Source organism: Synechococcus sp. CS-603 (genome assembly GCF_977929215.1).
In genome coordinates, this window is sequence record NZ_OZ376778.1 from 535727 (window position 1) to 557252 (window position 21526).

The window sequence follows — 21526 nt, forward strand, 5'->3', positions numbered from 1 at the left end:
TGATGCCATGTGGGGAGATGAATCGCAGCTGAAGATCGTGCGCGAGCGCATCAAGCTGCTGCTGAAGATCCACTACGCCGATCTGGCGCCGGTCCAGCGCCTCGCCAGCCAGGGGGACCTGCTGATGCGTCAGGGAGATCCCGCCACCAGCCTGATGCTGCTCACCAGCGGCAAGGTAGCGGTCCAGATCCAGTTGCTTGAGCCCAGGCCCCACACCCTGGCGGTGCTCGAAGCGGAGGAACTCCTCGGTGAAATGGGATTGTTCGGCACCGGCATCCATTCCGCCGACGTGCGGGTGGTGGAGGGACCGGCCGAGCTGATTGAAGTCAGCGGCGACAACTTCCTCAAAACCCTGCTCTTCGACGTCGACCTGGCCATGGAGATGCTGTCGCTGGTGAGCCAGCGCTGCAAGTCGGGCAACAGGGTGATCGGCCTGCTCCTTGATGGCATCGCCGCGGCCCACCGGGGCGACACGGCCCAGCTGGCGGCCATCGCCAGCGCCATCCGGCCGCTCGATCACTGCCTGAGCCTGGCTGGCGATCGGCTGGTGGAACTGGGCGAGAGACGGGCCTGAACCATTCAGTTGGCGCAGAAACGCACCAGCAGTTCGAGGCGGTCGGTGGGGGCCGCCAGTTCGGCCGGATCAAACGGGGCCGCCTCATCAGCCATCGCTGTGCGAAACACCCTCGGCCCCATCCCTCCTTCGATCTGCACCTCCAGGGGGTTGAGGGCCCGCAGGCCGATCACCTCGGCAATGGTGAGGGCCTGACTGCGGGCCTCTTGATAGGCCGACCGCAACAGCTGGCGGCGTACGTCGGCGTCGGCAGCAGGGTCGGCCTCGGTGGTCACCGGGGACAGACGAACCCCCGGCAGGCTGCCCACCTGGCGGATCATGCCCTGGAGCTGGGGAGGCTGCAGCTGACCGTTCAGGCGCAGGCTAGCCTTCACCAGCTCGGGCCTGTCCTTGCTGCGCGGCTGCTGCCAGGTGGACGGGGAGCCCACCTCCAGCTCGCTCACCTGCAGCAGCTGCAAGGCCGTGCGCACGGCCGCCAGCCGTTCCTGCAGGGCTGGCAGGGCCAGCTCGGCGGTGGCGGCCTCAGCCTCCAGCCCCAGCGAGAAGCGCAGCCGCTCGGTGGTCCGTTTGACCTCGGCATTGCCGCGCGCCTCCAGCAGGGTGCCGTCGCAGCGGAGCTGAACCTGCTGGGAGAGCGCCGGCAGGGGCAGGAGCGCCAGGGACAGGGGCCATAGACCCAGCGCTGAGAGCCAGCACGCGGGAGGAAGGGGACGCATCGGCCAGGTTGCGACGAGACCCCAGACTGCCCCGCCGCGGGTCAGGCTCCCTGGCCGCTCCGTTCAGGAACCAGCCGCAGCCAACGCCGAGACCAGCTCCGCCCTGGCCTGCTCCAACGCACCATCGAGCGCCGCGCCGTCCTTGCCGCCGGCCTGGGCCAGGTTGGGGCGACCGCCACCGCCGCCGCCACAGCGCTTGGCCACACCACCGATGAAGGCCCCGGCCTTGGGACCCTTGGCGATCACCGCCTTTCCGAAGGCCGCCACCAGGATCACCTTGCCGCTGTCAGCCGGGTCAGGCAGGCCGCCCAGCAGCACCGCCGCCCCGTCACCGAGCTGCTGCTGCAGTTGCTGGGCGGCGCCCTGCAAACCGGCGCCCTCCACCCCGTCGAGGCGGGCCACCAGCAGCTGGAAGGCGCCCAGCGTTTCGGCCTCAGACACCAGCGCTGCCGCCTTGGCCAGGGCCAGTTCGCTGCGCACCGCGCCCAGCGCCTTGTTGCTCGCCTTGAGTTCCTCCTGCAGGGCGCTCACCCGCTCCACAATCTCGCCCGGCTGGGCCTTGAAACGCTCGCCCAGGTCGCGCACCACCTGCTCGCGGGCCTTGAGGTAAGGCAGCAGCGCCGGGCCGGCCACCGCTTCGATCCGGCGGATGCCTGCGGCCACGCCGCTTTCGCCGGAGATCTTGAACAGACCGATCTCGGCGGTGTTGGCCACGTGGGTGCCGCCGCAGAGTTCCATCGACACACCGGGCACGTCCACCACCCGCACCGTCGCGTCGTATTTCTCGCCGAACATGGCCACGGCTCCGGCGGCCCTGGCCTGCTCCAGCGCCATCTCCTGCACCTCCATCGCGTGAGCCGCTTCGATCCAGCCGTTGATCAGGTCCTCGATCCGCTCCAACTCCTCGCGGCTGAGCGGGCGCGGGCAATGGAAGTCGAAGCGCAGCCGATCGAAATCCACCAGGGAGCCGGCCTGGCTGATCGCGGGGTCCACCACCTGCTTGAGCGCCGCCTGCAGCAGGTGGGTGGCGGTGTGGTGGGCCTGGGCCCGGCGCCGGCAGCGGCGATCGACCCGGGCGTTGAGCTGGTCACCGAGCTGCAGCACGCCCCGCTCAATCCGGCCGTGGTGAACAAACAACTTGCGCAGGCGGCTCACCGCCTCGATCTCAACGATCAAGTCCTGGCCGACCAGCAGGCCGCGGTCACCGATCTGGCCACCGGATTCGCCATAGAACGGCGTGGCATCGAGCACCAGCTGCACCGCGTCGCCGGCCACCGCCCGCTGGCCCGGCGCGCCGTTCACCACCAGCGCCATCACCTGGCTGGGATGCTCCAGGGCGCCATAGCCGTGGAAATCGGTGTCGGCCAGATCGGCGGCGATCGCCTCAATGGCGCCCTGGACGGTGAGATCCACGCTCACCGCTGCCGCCTTGGCCCGCTGGCGCTGGGCCTCCATCGCTGCCTCGAAACCGTCGCGGTCCACCGTCAGACCATGCTCTTCGGCGATCTCTTCGGTGAGCTCCAGCGGGAAGCCATAGGTGTCGTAGAGCTCGAAGGCCTGGGCGCCGCTGATCCGCTGGGGTCTGGCGGCCAGCAGCTCAGCCAGCAGCTTCTCGCCCCTCTCGAGGGTTTCAAGAAAGCGGGCCTCCTCCCGCTCCAGCTCCGCGGTGATCGCCCCCCGGCGCTCCAGCAACTCGGGGTAGGCCGGCGCCATCAAGCTGATCGCCGCCTCGCCCATCGCGTGGAGGAAGGGCCGATCGATGCCGATCAGCCGCCCGTGGCGCACGACCCGGCGCAACAGACGCCGCAGGATGTAGCCCCGGCCCAGGTTCGAGGCACTCACCCCATCGCCGATCAGCTGGGTGATGGCTCGGCTGTGGTCGCCGATCACCTTCAACGACGTCTGAGCCTTGGTATTAAGACCGGGATAGGTGAGGCCAGCGAGGCCAGCGGCCGTTTCGATCAGCGGGTAGATCAGATCGGTTTCGTAGTTGTTCGGCACTTGCTGCAGGATCTGGGCCATGCGCTCGAGTCCCAGGCCCGTGTCGATGTTGCGGTTGGCCAGCGGCGTGAGCACACCAGCGGCATCGCGGTTGAATTCCATGAACACGAGGTTGTAGAACTCGATGAATCGGCTGTCGTCCTCCAGGTCGATGCCGTCATCGCCCAGTTCGGGTTTGAAGTCGTAGTAGAGCTCCGAGCAGGGACCGCAGGGACCAGTAGGACCCGACACCCAGAAGTTGTCGGCCTCATCGAGGCGCACGATCCGCTTGGGGGTAACCCCCACCGCGTCACGCCAGATCGCCGCGGCCTCGTCGTCGTCACGGAACACGCTCACCACCAACCGGGCCGGATCGAGGCCGAACAGCTCGGTGGAAAGCTCCCAGGCCCAGGCAATCGCCTCAGCCTTGAAGTAGTCGCCAAACGAAAAGTTGCCGAGCATCTCGAAAAATGTGTGATGCCGCGCCGTGCGGCCCACGTTCTCGATGTCGTTGGTGCGGATGCATTTCTGGGCTGTGGTGGCCCGCGGCGCCGGCCTCGGAGACTGCCCCAGGAACACCGGCTTGAACGGCAGCATCCCAGCGATGGTGAGCAGCACCGTGGGGTCGTCGGGAATCAGCGAGGCACTGGCCAGCCGCTGGTGGCCCCGAGCCGCGTAGAAAGCGAGGAAGGCTTCGCGGATCTCCGCGCCGCTGCGCGGGCGGGTGGCGCCGGTTGGGAAGTGGCGGGAATCTGGAGCGGCAGCCATGGCCCAAAACAGCGAAACAACCCTGGAAAGGGCATGATCGCCCAGCACAGGCACCAGCGACGCCGTTGTCTTCCACCGAGCAGCGCCATCAGTTGCGGCTCCAGTCGATCGGCTGGGCCCTGCTCGCCGGTGGCACCGCTCTGGCCCTCGGCCTGGTGCTGGGTCTGGAGCCGGGGCTGCGGGCCGGCGGCTGCGGTTTCTTCTACGGCCTGCTGGCCTTCCACCTGCAGCGGGTCGACCCGGACGATGGCCATCTCCAGGCCGGCCTGGTGGGAGCGGTCTGCGGCATCCGCAGCCTCGCCCTTCCCCTGGATCTCCCTGAGCTCGTTAGCGGGCACTGGGTCGAGGCGGCTCTGGCGCTGCTGCAGACAGCGCTCAAAGCCTGGTGGCCACTGTGGTGGCCGCTGCTGGGCGCCGCCCTGCTGCTGCAGGCAGGGCAACGGCTGCTGCCCGCCTTGAAGCCTTGAACTGATGCCTGGAGGGGGCAGGGGACCGCGATCGGGGATGATGGCGCCGATCCGTACCTGGCCGCGCCTCGGCGATGAGCCTTCTGCACGCCACCTGGCTCCCAGCCGATAGCAGCGGCATGGCGGTCGCCGGCCTGATGCTCTGGGCCGATACCTGGCGGGTGGCCCACCCGGCCAGTCCGATTGAGGCGCCCCTCGCCCACCCGCTCAGCCTCAACCAGGACGACCTCGGCGCCTGGCTGGAGGAGTGGGACCTGTGGACCGAATCGTTCCGGCCGGCCTCGGCCGCCCTGAGCCTGCCGAGCCGTCGCCAGAGCAGCAAGGGCAGGAAGAAGTCCGAGATGGGCGGCTGGAGTGGCCTGCCGCTGCAGGCCGGCGAACCGATCCCCAAAGATGTGGAGTGGTGGCCCTGGGAGGTGGAGGGGCTGTGGCTGGATCCCGCCGCCGCCGCCCTCTGGCTGGAGCGCCTGCCGCTCTCGGGAAACCATCCCGACCTGGCCGATGAATTGCGCTGGTGGAGCCATCTCCAACGCTGGAGCCTCAGCCTGATCGCCCGGGGCCGCTGGCTGCCCCAGGTGGAAGAGGGCCAGGCCCACTGGTTGCCCCTGCTCAACCGCGAAGACGACCGCCGTCGCCTCGAAGATCTGGCCACCCAGCTGCCCCAGGTGGCGGTGGCTGGCCTCTGCCGTGGCTCGAACCTGCCTGGATCGGGTTCAGCCTGGGCCGGCGCCAACGGCAGCGCACCCCTGGCCTGCTGGCGACCCGGCTCCGGCCGGCTGCGGGTGGTGACGATCCTCTCTGGCCTGGTGGATGCCCAGCTGCGCAGCGGCTTCAGCCCGAAAGCCGACGGCCTCGATCCCCTGCTGACGGCCTGGCAGCAGGCCCTGGGTCCGGGCAAGGGCGAGCTGCGCCTGGGCGAAGAAGAGATCGAGCGACTCGGCACCGCCACCCACCACTGGCGCGAAGCGGTGGCCGGGCGGGTCGCCCCGGCCCGGGCCTGCCTGGAGCTCGACACACCGCCAGAGGGCGCTGAGCTCTGGGAGCTGCGCTTCAGCCTGCAGGCCGAGGCCGATCCGAGCCTGAAATTGCCGGCGGCGGCGGTCTGGGCGGCTGGTGAAGCCAGCCTGCAACTCGGCGAGATCAACGTTCAGCAGCCCGGCGAACTGCTGCTCGAAGGCCTGGGCCGGGCCCTGCAGGTGTTCGAGCCGATCGGGCGGGGCCTCGATGCGGCCACCCCCTTGCAGATGGAGCTGGCCCCGGCCGAAGCCTTCGTGCTGGTGCGAACGGCCGCCGCCCGCCTGCGCGATGTGGGCGTGGGCGTGGTGCTCCCCCCCAGCCTCAGCGGTGGCCTGGCCAGCCGGCTGGGCCTGTCGATCGAAGCGGAGCTGCCGGCGAAATCACGGGGCTTCAGCCTCGGCGAAACCCTGGAGTGGCGCTGGGACCTGATGATCGGCGGCGTCACCTTGACCCTCAAGGACCTGGAGCGGCTGGCGAGCAAGCGCAGCCCACTGGTGCAGCACAAGGGGGCCTGGATCGAGCTGCGTCCGGGCGATCTCCGCAACGCCGAAAAGTTCTGCGCCCTCGATCCACCGCTCAGCCTCGACGACGCCCTGCGCCTGACCGGCAACGAAGGCGAAACCCTGCAGCGCCTGCCGGTGCACCGCTTCACGGCCGGGCCACGGCTGCAGGGGGTGCTGGAGCAGTACCACCAACAGAAGGCTCCCGATCCCCTGCCGGCACCGGAAGGCTTCTGCGGCCAGCTGCGCCCGTATCAGGAGCGGGGCCTGGGCTGGCTGGCCTTCCTGCACCGCTTCGACCATGGCGCCTGCCTGGCCGATGACATGGGCCTGGGCAAGACGATCCAGCTGCTGGCCTTCCTGCAGCACCTCAAGTCCGAGCAGGAACTGAAGCGACCGGTGCTGCTGGTGGCCCCCACCTCCGTGCTCACCAACTGGAAGCGTGAGGCCACCGGCTTCACACCAGAGCTGACCGTGCTGGAGCACTACGGCCCGAGGCGGCCCGCCACGCCGGCGGCCCTGGCCAAGGCGCTCAAGGGCGTCGATCTGGTGCTCACCAGCTACGGCCTGCTGCAACGCGACAGCGAGCTGCTGGCCTCGATGGACTGGCAGGGAACGGTGATCGACGAAGCCCAGGCGATCAAGAACCCTTCCGCCAAGCAATCCCTGGCAGCCCGTCAGCTGGCCAGGTCAGGCAAAACCAGCCGCTTCCGCATCGCCCTCACCGGCACCCCGGTGGAGAACCGGGTGAGTGAGCTGTGGGCCCTGATGGATTTCCTCAACCCCACGGTGCTGGGCGACGAAGAATTCTTCCGCCAGCGTTACCGCCTGCCGATCGAGCGCTACGGCGACACCGCCTCCCTGCGCGACATCAAGGCCCGGGTGGGCCCCTTCGTTCTGCGGCGGCTGAAAACCGACAAATCGATCATCTCCGACCTGCCCGAGAAGCTGGAACTCAGCGAATGGGTGGGGCTCAGCAGCGAGCAGAGCAAGCTCTACCGCAAAACGGTGGACGAAACGCTCGACGCCATCGCCCGGGCGCCCCTGGGCCAGAAGCATGGCCAGGTGCTCGGCCTGCTCACCAAGCTCAAGCAGATCTGTAACCACCCCGCCCTGGCCCTCAAGGAAGGGGGCATCGGCGAAGGGTTCAGCGCCCGCTCCGCCAAGCTGCAGCGGCTGGAAGAAATCGTTGATGAGGTGATCGAGGCGGGCGATCGGGCCCTGCTGTTCACCCAGTTCGCCGAATGGGGGCACCTGCTCAAGGCCCACCTCGAGAAGCGCTTCCGCCAGGAAGTGCCCTTCCTCTACGGCAGCACCAGCAAGGTGGAGCGCCAGGCGATGGTCGATCGCTTCCAGGACGATCCCCGCGGCCCCCAGTTGTTTCTGCTGTCGCTGAAGGCCGGTGGGGTGGGCCTCAACCTGACCCGCGCCAGCCACGTCTTCCACATCGATCGCTGGTGGAATCCGGCCGTGGAGAACCAGGCCACGGACCGGGCCTACCGCATCGGCCAGACCAACCGGGTGCTGGTGCACAAGTTCATCACCAGCGGCTCGGTGGAAGAGAAGATCGACCGGATGATTCGCGAGAAAGCCCGCCTTGCCGAAGACATCATCGGCAGCGGCGAGGAGTGGCTGGGTGGTCTCGATCCCGGCCAACTCCGGGATCTGGTCGCCCTCAACGACTGACCGAAAGGTTGATCAGGAGGCCGAACCGGAGAAGTAGCGCTGGCCTTGACTGCCCCAGACCTCAGTAACCAGAAGATCCTGCTGGCGGTGCGCTGGCCGGGAACTGGCTGAGGTAGGTGGAAACGGCGATGGACCGGGGCTGGTTGTAACCAACGGGCAACCAGAGATCACCGGCCGCTGCTGCGAAATGAATATCCCAGTGATAGAGCCCCACATAGGCGCTGGGGTCCTCCTTGACCAGGGAGGCATAGGTGAGCACGGCATTGCCGTAGTTGTCGCTGTTGTTATAGCCCCAGAGCCCTCTGCGGATGTCTTTCAAGCCACCCCGGCGCACCAGGTAACGGGCCGCCGCATGAATCGCGTCGTGGGGATCGCGGATGTCGCCCTTACCGACCCCCGCCTGCGCCCAGGTGGTGGGCAGGAACTGCATCGGCCCCTGGGCATTGGCCACGGAAACCCCATCGATGCGGCCCATGCCGGATTCCACCAGGTTCACGGCGGCCAGCACCTCCCATTCGATGCCCGTCGCCGCCTCGGCTTCTTTGTAATAGTCAATCAGCGTTTCGGCGGGCTCAGGCGCAATGATCCGCCAGGCCGGCAACGTTGTCGGTTTTCTGTCGCTGCGATGCATGGCCAGGAAGGAACGCCGCGCTGAGAGGTGCCGGTCGTAGATGCTCTGCCAAGCCACCGGAATGGAGCGCCGCACCTGCTGGGATCGCTCCGGCTGATGGGAGAGAACGCGGTAGATCACCTGCTGCTGGTGGCCGAGGCCAGGAAGCTCAGCGGCGGGGGTCTCCGGCGAGCGCAACGCCTGCTCCACCGACACCAGCAACGCCGCCAGCGCAACGGGATCAGATGGCACCAGCGGGTAATGGCGCCCCTGGGAGTTCAGCGGCAGGGCCTGATCGGTGGGCAGCTGCAGCACCGCCCGCTCCTGCCCGCCTTCAACAATCGCCGCCTGGGTGACGCCCTGGTGGGGGCGCAAAACCAGGCCAACCCCGAGCAGAAGGGCTCCACAGCCCAGGCCGGCGGCGAGCAATCGAGCAGATGGCTTTGGCATCGGACGGATCGGAGTCAGCAGGCGCCGACGGGGGAATGGGCAGATTAAGAGCCGGAAGGAGGCGGCCTCACGCCCCGGCGGCAGGATGCTCCCAGCTCCGCAGGCCAGCGTGATCTCCTCCAACAACGGCTCCCCGTCCGCAGAAGCCAGCGCCACCTGGCATCCCATCGCCGGTGGGATCACCGCGCCAATGGGGTTTGAGGCGGCGGGGATCACCGCTGGGCTGAAGGCCTCCGGCAAGCCCGATCTCTCCCTGCTGCTGGCGCCAGAGGGGGCCGTCTGCGCCGGCAGCTTCACCACCAACCGGGTGCGGGCCGCCTGCGTCGACCTCTGCGCCGAGCGCCTGGCTGAAGGCGCCGGCTGTGCCCGGGCCGTGCTCACCAACTCCGGTCAGGCCAATGCCTGCACCGGCGAGCGAGGCCTGATCGACAGCCTGCGCGCCACCGCCGCAGTGGCCGCCAAACTCAACGTGAAGCCCGAGCAGGTGCTGATCTGCTCCACCGGCGTGATCGGCGTGCCGATCCCGATCGACACCCTGCTGGCGGGGCTCGATCCACTGGTGGCGGCCCTGGGCCCGGCGGGGGGCGCCGCCGCCGCCAGCGCCATCCTCACCACCGATCTGGCCCTCAAGCAGATCGCCCTGGAGGCCGATCTCGGTGGCCAGCGGGTGCGGATCGGCGGCATGGCCAAGGGCTCGGGAATGATCCACCCGGACATGGCCACCCTGCTGGCCTATGCCAGTTGCGATGCCGGGGTTCCGGCCGCCATCTGGCAGGCCATGGTGGGCCGGGCGGTGGCGCGCTCCTTCAACGCGATCACGGTGGACGGCGACACCAGCACCAACGACTGTTACCTGGCCTTTGCAGCCGGCCCGCCCCTGAACCCCGAGCTCTATCCCGCCCTGGAGGCCGGCCTGACGGCGGTGTCGCAACACCTGGCCAGGGCCGTCGCCCGTGATGGTGAGGGGGCCACCTGCCTGATCGAGGTTCAGGTGGAGGGGGCCAGCAGCGACGCGGACGCCCGCGCCATCGCCAGAACGGTCTGTGGCTCCTCCCTGGTGAAAACGGCCGTGCATGGCCGCGATCCCAACTGGGGCCGGATCGTGGCCGCCGCCGGCCGCGCTGGGGTGGCGTTCCAAGCGGATGCCGTGGCCCTCTGGCTCGGAGAGCACCAGCTGATGGCCGCCGGTTCACCGCTGGCCTTCGATCGCCCCGCCGCGTCCACCTACCTGAAGGAGCGTGCCGCCGGCGCCTATCTCAACGCCGATCCGCGCAACGGCGACACCGTGACGATCCGCCTGGCCGTGGGCGCTGGCCCGGGCCAAGGGCTCGCCTGGGGCTGCGACCTCTCCGACCAGTACGTGCGCATCAACGCCGACTACACCACCTGACCACCACAACGAGCCGAAGCTGGCTCGGGGCTTCAGGATGGGGAAACAGAGCAGCTTCCCTCCATGTCCCAGGCCCGGCCCCGGCGGTCGTCCCGCCGCCACAGGCCAGCGCAGGCTGAGACCCCACGGCGGCCTCGATCGCCCTGGCTGATGGCCCTGCTGGCCGGCCTCTGCTTCGGCCTGGGATACGGCATCACCGGGCGTCTGCTTGCGCTGGGTGGCGGCGAGCAACAGCCACTGGGCCAGCCGTTTGAAGTGAAGCCCACGCCGGGAACGAGCCTGGAGAGCCTGCGGATGCGCTTCGGCGATCAGGACAGCGAGATCCGTGGCGATCTCGAGAAGCTGGAACAGGACGAGAAGCGCAAGGCGGGGGAGGCCAAGAGGGCCCAAGAGGTCAAAGAACGCCAAGCCGAAGCGGAGGCGGATGCCGCCAGCAGGACCGTGGCGCCGGAAGAACCGCCGCTGCAACGGCTTCTCCCCGATGAGCCCAGCACGGCCGCACCCAGCCCGCCGCCAAGGGATTTCCCCAGCGATCTGCCAGACCTTCCACCCCCCCAGACCTGATCTGCCACAGTTTGGCAAGACTTCAGGCCTGGAGATGAGCGCGCCCCAATCCTTGATCCAGGCGGCCCTGAACCGGTTGCAGGCCCGCATCGGCAGTGGCCTGGCTGACTCGGTGGCCGGCCTGGCGGTGCTGGCCCAGGAAGCGCCGGAGCGGCTGCGCAGCGAATGGGAGCTGTTCTGGCAGGAAGTCGAGATGGAAGCCGAACGGCTGGAAACCGACAGTGACGACCACGCCAGCTCGCCGCCAACGCCAGCAACGGGCAGCCCATGGGAGCCAGAGCGCAGCAGCCAGGAACGGATCGATGATCTACGCGCCGCGGTGGCCGCCCTCACCCGCCGCCTTGAGGACCGCGCCTGATGGGCAGCCTGGGCCCCCGCTGGCAGGGAGGGGTGCGCTCCCTGCGGATCTGGAGCGCGGTGCTGCAGTTCGCCTTTGGCCTCTGGCTCGATGGCAAAGACTGGAGCTATCGCGGCGGCGTCAATGAGCAGCGGCGAACGCTGCGCCAGCAAAGGCGAGCCCGCTGGCTCACGAAGGAACTGATCCAACTCGGCTCGGCCTTCATCAAGCTCGGGCAATTGCTCTCGGCCCGGCCCGACGTGCTGCCATCGGCCTATGTGGCCGAGCTCGCCAGCTTGCAGGACAAGGTGCCGGCCTTCCCCTTCAGCGTCGTTGAAACCTTGCTGGAGCAGGAGCTGGGGGAACGTTGCGCCGAGATCGTTGATCTTGAGGAGCAACCGCTCGGCTCCGCCAGCCTCGCCCAGGTGCACCGAGCCAGCCTGCGCAGCGGCCGCCAGGTGGTCTTCAAGGTTCAGCGGCCCGGCCTGGAGCGCCTGTTCCGGCTCGACCTGGAGGTGATGCAGCAGGTGGCGGCCGTGATTCAGCGCCATCCCCGCTGGGGCCAGGGCCGCGAGTGGGTGCCGATTGCCCAAGAATGCCGGCGCGTGCTGTTGCGCGAACTTGATTTCCGCCTGGAGGCAGAACATGCCGCCCGCTTCCGCCAGCAGTTCCTCGAAGACCCCGGCATCCGCATTCCCGGGGTGATCTGGGAGCTGAGCAGCCGCCGGGTGCTCTGTCTGGATTATCTACCCGGGATCAAGATCACCGATCGACCCGCCCTGGTGGCGGCCGGCATCGATCCGGCGGCGGTGGCGGAGAAGGGGGCGGCCAGTTACCTGCAGCAACTGGTGCGCTTCGGCTTCTTTCACGCCGATCCCCATCCCGGCAACCTGGCGGTGGCCGCCGATGGAGGCCTGATCTACTACGACTTCGGGATGATGGGTCAGATCTCCCCACGGCTGCGCAGCCGGATTGGGCGCATGGTGCGGGCGGCAGCGGGCCGCGATGCCTCGGCCCTGGTGGTGGAACTGCAGGGCGCCGGGGTGATCGCCGCCGGCATCGATGCCGGGCCGGTGCGCCGTCTGGTGCGGGTGATGCTGAACGACGCCCTCACCCCTCCCTTCTCCGCCAATGTGCTCGAGAAGCTCTCCGGCGACCTTTACGACCTGGTGTACGGCCAGCCCTTCCGCCTGCCCTCCGAACTGATCTTCGTGATGCGGGCCCTCTCCACCTTCGAGGGAGTCGGCCGTGGCCTGGACCCAGGCTTTAGCTTGATTTCGATTGCCCGCCCCTACCTACTGCCCCTGATGACCGCCAGCGGCCAAGGCCCCAACGACTTCATCAACGAACTGGGCCGCCAGGCCGGCGAACTCGGCAGCCGCGCCCTCGGCATCCCCCGCCGCCTCGACGACAGCCTGGCGCGCATCGAACAAGGCGACCTTCAGGTACAGATCCGCGCCGGCGAAACCGACCGCCTCCTCCGCCGCCTGGCCATCGCCCAGCAGGTCAGCGGTCAGTCCTTCCTGCTCGGCGGCCTGGCCATCGCAGCAGCCCTCCTGGCCTCCAGCGGCCGCCCAGCCCTCACGGCCGTGCCGCTAGTTCTTGGCGTGCCCGTGGGCCTCACCTGGCTGAAGCTCCAGGGCAAACTGCAACGCGATGGCCGCATCGATAAATTGCCAGGAGTGGGCGGCTGAGCACCCAGCCCAAGCCCACAAAGTCAGTTCTGCCTATCAAGACGATTGCGGCCAATAGGGTTTACCTGCTTCCAGAGGCTGTGGATCTGCTGTAATCACCCTTCTGCGCCTGGTTAGCCTGCAGCCATGCACAAGGGCTCCTCGAATAATGAGCAATCTACCTCAGCTCTGAGAGCATGAAAAAGCCGCCAGAGGGCGGCGGAAAATCAGAAGCCGACAAAAAACACTGACAAGTTACCCTGCAATCAGGGTTCGTCCGTCTGCGACTTAGGGCTTCCTGAAAAAGTCAAAACCCCTGCCCTGCAGTTGGTTTGAGCCAATCAAAGGCGCTAAACTGGTTTTGACCGAGCAATTCCTTGCTCGCTACATCGTGTAACGGCCACGAATGTATCGGAAACATCATAATGGCCAGCTCTCTATCGAGGAGTTCCACCTTCCTTTTGGTGGCACACTTGATCCAGATAACCGCTGGGTTGTTCTTGCTCAGTTGATACCGTGGGAAGAGCTTGAATCGTCCTACGCACCACAGTTCAGCGCCACGATCGGAGCTCCTGCAAAATCAGTGCGCTTGGCATTTGGCGCTCTTTACATCAAGCAGCGGCTTGGTCTGAGTGATGAGGAGACTGTGCTGCAGATCTAGGAAAATCCATACATGCAGTACTTTCTTGCTTTTTCTGGCTACTCGAGCAAAGCCCCTTTTGATCCATCGATGATGGTTCACTTTCGTAAGCGGCTATCAGATGAAGACCTGCGCAAGATCAATGAGCTGATCGTGCAGCGCGGCAAAGAAATGCTGGTTGAAGCTGTAGCTGCCAGAGTTGATGACAGCGACAAACCGGATGATCAAGATGGAGACGGTGGTGCGCAGCTCTCCCTGGACTCGATGATCAAGCCAGCTAACTGGCCAGAAGGCATGAACTGGGGAACGATCAGCCTCGACGCTTCCTGCGCCCCCGCAGATATTACTTATCCCACTGATTTGAAGCTGCTCAACGAGGCGAGGAATGGCACTGAAAAGATTATCGATGATCTTTGCCATCAGTCCACTGGTTTTGGACGCCATCGCCCCCACTACAACCGCGAAAAAGCTCGTTTCAGCTTCCTCACGATCGCCAAGCAGAAAAAGCCAAGGCTGCGCAAGTTGAAGGCCGCAGTGAGGAAGCAGCTCAACTATCTGCAGCGCAATCTTGAGGCTATCGACGCTTTGATCGCAGCTGGGGCAAGCCTTTCTGCCCTCAAGCAGCACTGGTGGCAGAAGCGTCTGGCCTGCAGTGAACTGGCACGGCAGCAAGCCATCCTTCTTGAAAGCAATTCCAGAAGCATTCCTCATCGCTTTGCGCACCTGGTTCAGAAACAAGTACGGCCAATTGTTCGAGGAAAAGCAAGGGCAGCCGTTGAGTTTGGCGCCAAAATCAGCATCACTGTTGAAAATGGATTCCCATTTCTTCATCGCATCAGTTGGGATGCATACAACGAAGGTGGAGATCTCATTGCTCAGGCAGAAAAATACAAAAAGGATAATGGTTGCTACCCAGAGCGGATCTGCGCTGATCGTATCTACATCAATCGCGAGAATAGGCACTTCTGCATGAGAAACGGAATCCGGCTCTCAGGCAAGCCTTTGGGTCGCCCCCCAAAGAACCCAGATCTGAATGCTGCCCGCAAGCAGCAACTCAGTGCTGATCTGCGCCGACGCAATGAGGTAGAGGGATCCTTTGGAGCTGGAAAGCGTAAGTATTCATTGGATCGCATCATGGCCAAACTCAAGCATGGTACCGAGACCACGATCTCGATGGCCTTCATCGTGATGTGCTCCGAGAAGGTGCTGAGGCTGCTGCGCCTCTTTTTTGTCCTTATTCTGGGTTGGTTATTGGGTCTGTACAGCCTCCAGGACGACGACTCAGAGGGCTGCCACTCGCTCAGCGGTCAATCACACGATTTGCTGCTTGCGGTATAGGCAGCATCGAGTCGCTGGCTGTTTCGGCGAAGTACCTGCATTTTGTGTGAGTGCCCTGGTTTTGTTTTTCAGGAAGCCCGACTTAGGCCGCTGCCACCACTTGGGTCGTGCGCTGAAGATATCGAAGGAAGTTGAAGGTCAGATTTTTGAGGCCCCACCATGCCTCATTCTTTTGAAGTCCAATCTTTCTCGTCAGCTTTCCACCCATTGACATGGTCATACAACCAAAGACATGCTCAACGCAGGCTCTAATTGCGGACTTGACATGATTTAGCTCCTTTGCTGCCTCATTGAGCGGGTGATTGCGAGAACCCTTTTCATGGATCAGGCTTTCAAAGCCTCCCAACCCAAGCAGTTCTTCAAAGCACTGCCCTGAATAGGCTGAGTCCACCCATACAAAGTCGTGCTCATTCTCTGGATCAAGGAGCCGTGGGAGCATCTGGCTATCATGAATATTGGCTGGTGTAACTGCATACCTGCGAATGAATCCATGGTCAACATCGATACAGATGTTGTTCTTGTGGCCATAGTAGTTGGCACCATTCTTCTTGACCCATCGAGCATCTAAGTCCTTCTGCTGCAGCCGATCTAGGTTTTCATCCCAGCCTTCCGGCAGCCTCCCAGCTTTGATTTCCTTGTTCTCTTCGCGGGTATTGCGTTGCTTGGGAACTGGGACAAGAGTTGCATCGATGATCTGACCGCCACGAGCTTGAAGGCCTTGAGTGCGGAGATACGCCTCAAACATCTCAAACAGCTCCTCGATGACCCCTGCCTTGCGGAGACGCTCCCTAAAAAAAGCCACAGTAGTTGCATCCGGAATATTGTTCATCACGCCAAGGCCGACAAACTCCTCGAAGGAGCGTCTGTCATTGACTTGGAATTCAAGCTCTTCAACCGCAAGCGGAAGGCTTCGCCTACGCTGAGATTAAAGAGCTGCTGGAGAACGAGCATCTTGAACAGGATCAAGGGATCAATCCTCTTGCGCCCAGCATTGCTCCTGCGCTCTTGCACATAGCCCTTATCGAGAAGTGGTCAGAATGACTCCCACGGGATCGATTCAGAAAGTCGCTGGAGAACCGGCTTCTTCTCCTTGAGCTTTGCGGCTCTTTGCTGTTCGTCCCAGAAGCCTCTCTGACCCACTGCAGAATTAGAATGTCATCTGTCTAATCTAGCTCAGACCAGGGCATAGTGCATTGGCTTGTTGATTTTTCGAGGTGCCCACAAGCTGATTGAAGCCATTGTGCGCGTCAATCGATCGCTTAAGGCAAAGGACCCAGCGGAGCTTGTGTGCCAAATTGAACAAGTGGTTCTCTGGCCAGCGAACCATTATCATGAAAATGGAAAGTACGATGAAAGTCCTAGGGACAGCTAGCTTCTGGAGAACATGACGACATGGGGCTCTCCATGTTCACAGAAGCAACCAACTGCTCAAAAATGGTTAACGGAACCTTCAATTGACAAGTTATCCGTATCCAACGAGCTGTTGTCGAGAAGCCACAGCTGGTACCGCGACATAGTACCATGCATGGATGAAGCGGAAGCACCAGCGAACCCTTGAGCTGATCTTCTCCCGTCCTATAAGCGGCAGTTTGCCGTGGAGGGACATCGAAGCCTTGTTTCAGGAGCTTGGTGGAGATGTCAGCGAGAGGGCGGGCAGCCGAGTCGCGGTCGTTCTGTTTGGCGAAGTCAGGGTCTTCCACAGACCCCACCCATCGCCAGATACAGACAAGGGTGCTGTTGCTTCAATCCGCAAGTGGCTTGAAGAACACGGAGTTACATCATGAATCTAATGACTGTGGATGGCTACCATGCCAAAATTGAATTCGACGAGGAAACGGATCAGTTTCGCGGGGAAATCCTTGGGCTTTCTGGAGGAGCGGACTTCTATGGATCAAGCCCGGATGAACTTCGTAGAGAGTTTAAAAAGTCACTGGACGTCTTTCTTGAGGTCTGCGAGGAGCAAGGAATTAAGCCGCGGAAACACTTTTCAGGCAAATTCAATCTTCGGATTCCGCCTGAACTCCATGAGAGGTTAGCGATGACTGCGGAAGTGCAGGGAAAGAGTCTTAACACGCTCGCACAGGAAGCGATCCAGAAAAGTGTCATCGCATAGATGAACGGATAACAAGCCCCTCGAGTGGGCAGGCCTCCACCGATTTCATTCTTGCGCTCTATAGTCACTCCCTGCCACTCAGGGGCGGCGTTCGAAGGATGTGTCGACCTTGATGGGGCACGCAAGGCAGTTTGCAGCACTGTAGTCAGGAGGCTACAGTTGGTAAATGGTTGAAGTCCGCCAGACAGAGCGGTTCGTTCGATGGCTTGCGGGTCTCCGTGATCTGAGAGGACGGGCGAAGGTTCTGGCCAGGATCGAGCGCCTCATCGGCGGCAATCCTGGTGACGTCAAGCCCGTCGGGGCCGGCGTGTCGGAGTTGCGGATCAACTACGGCCCTGGATACAGGGTCTACTTCCTGAAGAGGGGAACCGCCTTGATCATCCTTTTGGCTGGCGGAGACAAGAGCTCACAAGCCAAGGACATTGATGAGGCCCTTCTGTTGGCAGACAACCTTGCGGAGGAGACCTGATGAAAACTACGACCAGCCTGTACGACGTTGCCGAGCATCTCCGAACACCGGAGGACATGGCAGCCTATTTGGAAGCCTGCATCGAGGAGGCTGATGGAGATGCTGTCTTCATTGCAAAGGCTCTGGGCGACATTGCACGTGCCCAGGGGATGACTCAGGTGGCCAGAGATTCGGGGCTTTCCAGGGAGAGCCTCTACAGGGCCCTGTCTGGAGAGCGCAGCCCGAGCTTTGACACTATCCTGAAAGTCGTCACGGCTCTAGGACTGAAGTTGAGCGCCGGCGTGAGAAGTGAAGTGGAGGTGACTTGAACTCTGCTAGCGGGTTGTAGGTCGGGAAATGATGCCTGTGGTGATGCGACACCTTCGAACATGCGCCCCTAGAGTGGACAGACCACCTACGAATTTTTTTCGATAACATTAAAATCTTGCCTGCCACTCAGGGGCAGCGTTAGAAGGATCGAATCAAGGCGAGAAGTGCTGACGTCTTGACGCCATGACGTCAAAGAGGTATGGTTCGGAAATGGATGAGACAAAACGAGCCACCATCTACTTTGATGCGCATGTTCATCGTGCGCTGCGGATGAGAGCTGCTGAATGTAATCGGTCTATATCGGACATGGTCAATGAAGCTGTGCGCATGACACTGGCCGAAGATGCTGATGATTTACGTGACGCTGACCTTAGGCAAGCTGAGCCGAGTTCAAGCTTCGAGGAGCTTGTCACTGGCCTAAGGAATAGTGGCCGAATATAGTCTCTCTATCAGGCGATCAGCCTCCAAGGAACTCCAGGCTATATCGGACAAGGAGACGTTGACTCGCCTGGTTGAGAAGATCAAATCACTTGCGAATCAACCACGCCCATTAGGGGCAGAAAAGCTTGCTGGCAGGACAGATCTATATCGTGTCCGGCAGGGCAGTTATCGGGTAACTTTCTCTATTGACGATCAGGCAAATATTGTCGAAGTTATTAAGGTCGGCCACAGGAGGGACGTCTACCGTTGAGGGGTCCTTCTAACGAACAAGGATAGATCGTACGTAGCCACGATTTTATCCGGTGTTGGACAAGCCCTTTGTCGCTTCTGACCAGCTGCCTACAGTAGATACGTCCGGCCTGAATTCAGGCCTGATTCAGATTTGAAAATCAGGAGAATGGCCAGCAGTCTGGGTTCATGGGCGTTTCTGTTGCTTGATTCATACTGTACGCCCACAGCAAAGCTGCGGCTCCATGTTGTAATACGTCAAGCGCACTAGAGAGAGCCGTAGGCGGATGACTTCTGGCTATGAACCCATGACTATGATCAGCACAATAATCTCAGCTCAACACAATTGATGCTCAGTGATTCGGAGCATCCTAGCGATCAGTGTCATCGCTTTCTCGCAAGACTGACAGAGCACCGGTGATCGTTGCAGGTTGATCCTTGGCGACGGTACAGGAACTCTGAGCACAAGCTGCAATAGCTGAACCAGCCGCTTGCAGTTCGTATGCAGAAGGCCATAATCCCGCACGCGCCGAAACCGCCTTGGCAGCACGTGTCTCAGCAGCAGCCAGAGAAACTCTCCGCCGGGCATCGTGCGGATATGCTCAAGGCCCCGGTTGTCCTTGTAGCGGAAGCTGACCTCACCAGCGGTGTCAGCGATGATATTCTTCTCTGGCAGAACGCCCCGATAGAGATAGCGACCCAGATAAACGAGGGCTTGATCTCCGTGGCCGACATCCGTGCAGTCCACCACCTATTCATTCGGGAGCTGTTGCTCGCAGCGCAGACCCGCCAGTCGTAGGGCCTCAAACAATCTGGCGCGGAAGACCCTCGCCAGATTGTTGGCCCAGAACAGCACGTTGCCCTTCTGCTCGCACCACTCTCTACGTTGCTGGTTAATTACGCCTGCGGGCACAATCAGATGGACATGGGGATGGTAGTCAAGCCGGCGATTGTGCGTGTGCAGAACTGCATGGGCACCAGTTCGGCCTTTCAGCTTTCGATCTCTTCTCGAGAACGAGTCAATGGTCTGCCACGCGGTTTTGAGCAGCAAGTCATAGGTTTTGTGTTGATGATTCCAGAACAGACTCCTCAGCTGGGCCGGCACCGTGAAAGTGATCAAGAAATACCTGACTGGCAGCAACTTTCTGCGCTGCCCTTCCAGCCACGCCTGGCTCTCATGCTGCTGACAGTGGGGGCAGCTGCGATGACCACAGGAATGCGGCAGAATAACGTTCTGGTGGCAGTCCTTACATTCCAGGAGCATCACAGCACTGTATTGATTGCGGCACCGGCGGATGGCATTGAGGGCGTGGTGATGGCTTGGTAGAAGCTCATGGCCGTGGAGTTGCTCCAGTTCGTTGCGGTAGCGATCGACCAGATCAGCAAGCAGGATCATCAGCTTTCCTCCCAGCGGAGCTGGAAGCCACCCAGCAGTCCTCGATCCGCTCCTTTGCCTGGTCCCGATTCACTTCCGTGAGATGGGCATAGCGGGCCGTAGTTTCCGGCCTGCTGTGTCCCAGAAGCACCTGGATCGCCCGTAGATCCACGCCCAGCTCCAGCAGGTGCGTCGCGTAGGCATGGCGGAGCGAGTGCACCGTCAGGTGCTTGTGGATCCCGCACTCGATCCGCGCTGGTCTAAGGGCAGCCTGCACGCCACTGCGATCCATCGGTCTGCTTGCGGCTCGAACGGTGGCGGCGCTGCCGGAAGGGTTTGGGAACAGCAAGCGCCGGCGCTGGTGGGTCGTCCAGAACCGTCGTAGGTTCTGCAGCGTCAATTCCGGCAGCGGCACGTAGCGATCCTTCCCGCCTTTGGCCTGACGGATATGCACCCTGCGGAGTTGATCGTCCATGTCGCCAACTTCCAGATCCAGTCCCTCTCCAAGGCGCAGGCCCAGGCTGTAAACCGTCAGGAAGAACACGCGGTAACGGAGGCGCCGTACGCTATTGATCAGCCGCTGCACCTCCTGGCGTGTGGGAATATCCGGCAGTGATTGAACTTGCGGGGGTTTGACGATCTTGATCCACTCCAGTGGTCAACCCAGCACGTACCGATAGAAGAAGACCAGGCCCCATAGATCAACCTTGATGCTGCTCCAGGAGTAGCTTTCGACCATGGAGCTGTAGCAGCTCTTGAGCTCTTCTGTTGAGAGATTGTCAGGGCAGCGATCGAAATATCCGGCGATACGCCGCACGGCCCTGGCGTAGCCATCAATCGTCTTACCGCGTTTTCCTTGTAACTTGAGAGCTTGTAGATGTTGTGCATAGAGCCGATCAAATCGCGCCTGTTCAACGTGGTTCATAGCAATACTCATCGCTGATGGGACATGAAGGACAACCGCACACCTCAGGGCGTTCATCATTCACTGTGAGCCGCCAGGACTCAGTACAAGCGGAAACAAATACTTCTATTCCCTCTCAGGAGTTTCAGCCAGATCACTGTCGCTTACAAAGTGATGAGTGGGCTATGCTTCGTCTTGATCTGCCGCGTAGCGGCTTCGTCCAACATCAAGATGCAGCGATCGGGAGCATGAATACCTTATAAAAGCAAAGATATTCTTCCCGCCGCCGATCTTGAGTGTTAGATGTACAGAAATTCCATGCTGGCCATCCTTTGAGTGAAGATGGCGATCACAGTAGCCGACAATCCTCAGAAGAGGCCCTTACAGGTTTTACCTCTACAGTCACGAACCACAGGAACCTCTCTATAGTCATGTTGACCAGGATCGGGGCTCCTGCAAAGTGTGGCTCGGGCCAGTCGCGCTTTGTTCAAGTCTTGGCTTTTGGCCCATGGAACTGCGTGATATTGCAGGAATGAAAGCCAAGGAAAACTACAAGATAGATATCACGCTCACGTGAACAAGCAAAAGCTGCTTGAATAATGCTTTTCACTTCGGAAAGCGTAGTGTTTTATGCTTATATCTTCATTCGGTCAGGGCTGGTTCAGTTCTGCGCTTAGGCATTCTTCAGTTCAAAAGAAACTCTCAACAGTAGACAGACTCCTGCAGGATCTCGCCGCCATATTGCAAGTCCAGGTTGGGCCATAGGCTGAGCAGATCCCCAGCCCTCCCTACTGGCGCGGCCTGAGGCCAGTTTTCAGCTCGGTCAAACAGATCAGAAAAACAGCTTGAGGCCAAGTTCCACGCCGTTCATGTTGGTGTTGAAACCGGTGTCCCGGTTGGATCCATTGTTGTAGGCCAGGCCTAAGTAGCGCCAGGAAACATTCAGATCCGTGTTGTTACCCAGCGCATAACCCAAC

Annotated in this window: 24 protein-coding genes and 1 pseudogene; 16 read left to right on the top strand and 9 right to left on the bottom strand. The window is 62.3% G+C overall.

The window, feature by feature from the left end; translation table 11 throughout:
• Nucleotides 1-7: 7 nt before the first annotated feature.
• On the top strand, nt 8-574 hold the full coding sequence (locus ACXMDM_RS02860; RefSeq protein WP_071800517.1) for a cyclic nucleotide-binding domain-containing protein: 567 nt from the start codon (nt 8-10) through the stop codon (nt 572-574).
• A 5-nt stretch (nt 575-579) separates the two neighbouring features.
• Here the strand turns inward: ACXMDM_RS02860 and ACXMDM_RS02865 are convergent, their stop codons facing one another.
• On the bottom strand, nt 580-1290 hold the full coding sequence (locus tag ACXMDM_RS02865) for an SIMPL domain-containing protein (RefSeq protein WP_071800518.1): 711 nt from the start codon (nt 1288-1290) through the stop codon (nt 580-582).
• 63 nt (nt 1291-1353) lie between these two features.
• Nucleotides 1354-4038, bottom strand: a complete 2685-nt coding sequence (gene alaS, locus ACXMDM_RS02870; RefSeq protein WP_071802039.1) for an alanine--tRNA ligase — start codon at nt 4036-4038, stop codon at nt 1354-1356.
• A gap of 65 nt (nt 4039-4103) precedes the next feature.
• Here alaS and ACXMDM_RS02875 point away from each other — a divergent pair, with 65 nt between their 5' ends.
• Together ACXMDM_RS02875 and ACXMDM_RS02880 are read left to right on the top strand one after the other, a co-directional pair.
• On the top strand, nt 4104-4505 hold the full coding sequence (locus ACXMDM_RS02875) for a hypothetical protein (protein ID WP_071800519.1): 402 nt from the start codon (nt 4104-4106) through the stop codon (nt 4503-4505).
• Between the two features lie 74 nt (nt 4506-4579).
• A complete protein-coding gene (locus ACXMDM_RS02880; protein ID WP_071800520.1) occupies nt 4580-7708 on the top strand; it encodes a DEAD/DEAH box helicase in 3129 nt (1042 codons plus the stop codon).
• Nucleotides 7709-7769: 61 nt separating this feature from the next.
• Here the strand turns inward: ACXMDM_RS02880 and ACXMDM_RS02885 are convergent, their stop codons facing one another.
• A complete protein-coding gene (locus tag ACXMDM_RS02885) occupies nt 7770-8768 on the bottom strand; it encodes a lytic transglycosylase domain-containing protein (RefSeq protein ID WP_071800521.1) in 999 nt (332 codons plus the stop codon).
• 85 nt (nt 8769-8853) lie between these two features.
• Between ACXMDM_RS02885 and argJ the strand changes: the two genes are divergently transcribed.
• The 6 genes from argJ to ACXMDM_RS02915 all read left to right on the top strand — a co-directional run bounded on the left by argJ (nt 8854) and on the right by ACXMDM_RS02915 (nt 14710).
• Nucleotides 8854-10158: a bifunctional glutamate N-acetyltransferase/amino-acid acetyltransferase ArgJ gene (gene argJ / locus ACXMDM_RS02890; RefSeq protein ID WP_071800522.1), complete on the top strand. Its 1305-nt coding sequence runs from the start codon at nt 8854-8856 to the stop codon at nt 10156-10158.
• Between the two features lie 63 nt (nt 10159-10221).
• Nucleotides 10222-10722 (top strand): hypothetical protein, encoded by a 501-nt coding sequence (locus tag ACXMDM_RS02895; RefSeq protein WP_145536883.1) that lies wholly within the window; start codon nt 10222-10224, stop codon nt 10720-10722.
• Nucleotides 10723-10756: 34 nt separating this feature from the next.
• Nucleotides 10757-11080: a hypothetical protein gene (locus ACXMDM_RS02900; protein WP_071800524.1), complete on the top strand. Its 324-nt coding sequence runs from the start codon at nt 10757-10759 to the stop codon at nt 11078-11080.
• Entirely contained in the window at nt 11080-12753 is a 1674-nt protein-coding gene (locus ACXMDM_RS02905; protein WP_071800525.1) for an ABC1 kinase family protein, read from the top strand. The genes ACXMDM_RS02900 and ACXMDM_RS02905 overlap by 1 nt, the downstream gene beginning before the upstream one ends.
• Nucleotides 12754-13138: 385 nt before the next feature.
• Nucleotides 13139-13393 (top strand): transposase, encoded by a 255-nt coding sequence (locus ACXMDM_RS02910; protein WP_370454126.1) that lies wholly within the window; start codon nt 13139-13141, stop codon nt 13391-13393.
• A gap of 12 nt (nt 13394-13405) precedes the next feature.
• Nucleotides 13406-14710, top strand: a complete 1305-nt coding sequence (locus ACXMDM_RS02915; RefSeq protein WP_370454125.1) for an IS5 family transposase — start codon at nt 13406-13408, stop codon at nt 14708-14710.
• Nucleotides 14711-14792: 82 nt separating this feature from the next.
• Here the strand turns inward: ACXMDM_RS02915 and ACXMDM_RS02920 are convergent, their stop codons facing one another.
• Both ACXMDM_RS02920 and ACXMDM_RS02925 read right to left on the bottom strand, forming a co-directional pair.
• Nucleotides 14793-15542 carry an IS5 family transposase gene (locus tag ACXMDM_RS02920; protein WP_233831173.1) on the bottom strand — a complete coding sequence of 250 codons (750 nt, stop codon included), beginning with the start codon at nt 15540-15542 and terminating at the stop codon, nt 14793-14795.
• Nucleotides 15539-15721: a transposase gene (locus ACXMDM_RS02925; RefSeq protein WP_255448125.1), complete on the bottom strand. Its 183-nt coding sequence runs from the start codon at nt 15719-15721 to the stop codon at nt 15539-15541. Before ACXMDM_RS02925 ends, ACXMDM_RS02920 begins: the two co-directional genes overlap by 4 nt.
• Nucleotides 15722-16239: 518 nt before the next feature.
• Between ACXMDM_RS02925 and ACXMDM_RS02930 the strand changes: the two genes are divergently transcribed.
• From ACXMDM_RS02930 to ACXMDM_RS02955, 6 genes are all read left to right on the top strand, one after another.
• A complete protein-coding gene (locus ACXMDM_RS02930) occupies nt 16240-16494 on the top strand; it encodes a type II toxin-antitoxin system HicA family toxin (RefSeq protein WP_071800529.1) in 255 nt (84 codons plus the stop codon).
• A gap of 5 nt (nt 16495-16499) precedes the next feature.
• Nucleotides 16500-16823, top strand: a complete 324-nt coding sequence (locus ACXMDM_RS02935; protein WP_233831175.1) for a type II toxin-antitoxin system HicB family antitoxin — start codon at nt 16500-16502, stop codon at nt 16821-16823.
• A gap of 166 nt (nt 16824-16989) precedes the next feature.
• Nucleotides 16990-17292, top strand: coding sequence for a type II toxin-antitoxin system RelE/ParE family toxin (locus ACXMDM_RS02940; protein WP_071800531.1), 303 nt, complete (start codon nt 16990-16992; stop codon nt 17290-17292).
• The gene (locus tag ACXMDM_RS02945; RefSeq protein ID WP_186437626.1) at nt 17292-17600 is read left to right on the top strand and encodes an addiction module antidote protein; all 309 of its coding nucleotides are present in this window, start codon (nt 17292-17294) and stop codon (nt 17598-17600) included. The genes ACXMDM_RS02940 and ACXMDM_RS02945 overlap by 1 nt, the downstream gene beginning before the upstream one ends.
• A gap of 271 nt (nt 17601-17871) precedes the next feature.
• The gene (locus ACXMDM_RS02950; RefSeq protein ID WP_499570350.1) at nt 17872-18042 is read left to right on the top strand and encodes a CopG family transcriptional regulator; all 171 of its coding nucleotides are present in this window, start codon (nt 17872-17874) and stop codon (nt 18040-18042) included.
• The gene (locus ACXMDM_RS02955) at nt 18029-18292 is read left to right on the top strand and encodes a type II toxin-antitoxin system RelE family toxin (RefSeq protein ID WP_071800533.1); all 264 of its coding nucleotides are present in this window, start codon (nt 18029-18031) and stop codon (nt 18290-18292) included. The genes ACXMDM_RS02950 and ACXMDM_RS02955 overlap by 14 nt, the downstream gene beginning before the upstream one ends.
• A 315-nt stretch (nt 18293-18607) precedes the next feature.
• Here ACXMDM_RS02955 and ACXMDM_RS02960 read toward each other — a convergent pair.
• The 3 genes and pseudogenes from ACXMDM_RS02960 to ACXMDM_RS02970 all read right to left on the bottom strand — a co-directional run bounded on the left by ACXMDM_RS02960 (nt 18608) and on the right by ACXMDM_RS02970 (nt 20582).
• A pseudogene (locus tag ACXMDM_RS02960) lies at nt 18608-19666 on the bottom strand (IS91 family transposase).
• Nucleotides 19650-20231 (bottom strand): tyrosine-type recombinase/integrase, encoded by a 582-nt coding sequence (locus tag ACXMDM_RS02965; protein WP_233831177.1) that lies wholly within the window; start codon nt 20229-20231, stop codon nt 19650-19652. Before ACXMDM_RS02965 ends, ACXMDM_RS02960 begins: the two are co-directional and overlap by 17 nt.
• Nucleotides 20232-20303: 72 nt before the next feature.
• Complete coding sequence (locus ACXMDM_RS02970; RefSeq protein WP_233831179.1) at nt 20304-20582, bottom strand: phage integrase N-terminal SAM-like domain-containing protein; 279 nt, start codon at nt 20580-20582, stop codon at nt 20304-20306.
• Nucleotides 20583-20913: 331 nt separating this feature from the next.
• Between ACXMDM_RS02970 and ACXMDM_RS02975 the strand changes: the two genes are divergently transcribed.
• Nucleotides 20914-21126 (top strand): DUF4160 domain-containing protein, encoded by a 213-nt coding sequence (locus ACXMDM_RS02975; protein ID WP_071800534.1) that lies wholly within the window; start codon nt 20914-20916, stop codon nt 21124-21126.
• A 255-nt stretch (nt 21127-21381) separates the two neighbouring features.
• Here ACXMDM_RS02975 and ACXMDM_RS02980 read toward each other — a convergent pair whose 3' ends face one another.
• A complete protein-coding gene (locus ACXMDM_RS02980; RefSeq protein ID WP_162922851.1) occupies nt 21382-21525 on the bottom strand; it encodes a hypothetical protein in 144 nt (47 codons plus the stop codon).
• Nucleotide 21526 lies beyond the last annotated feature (1 nt).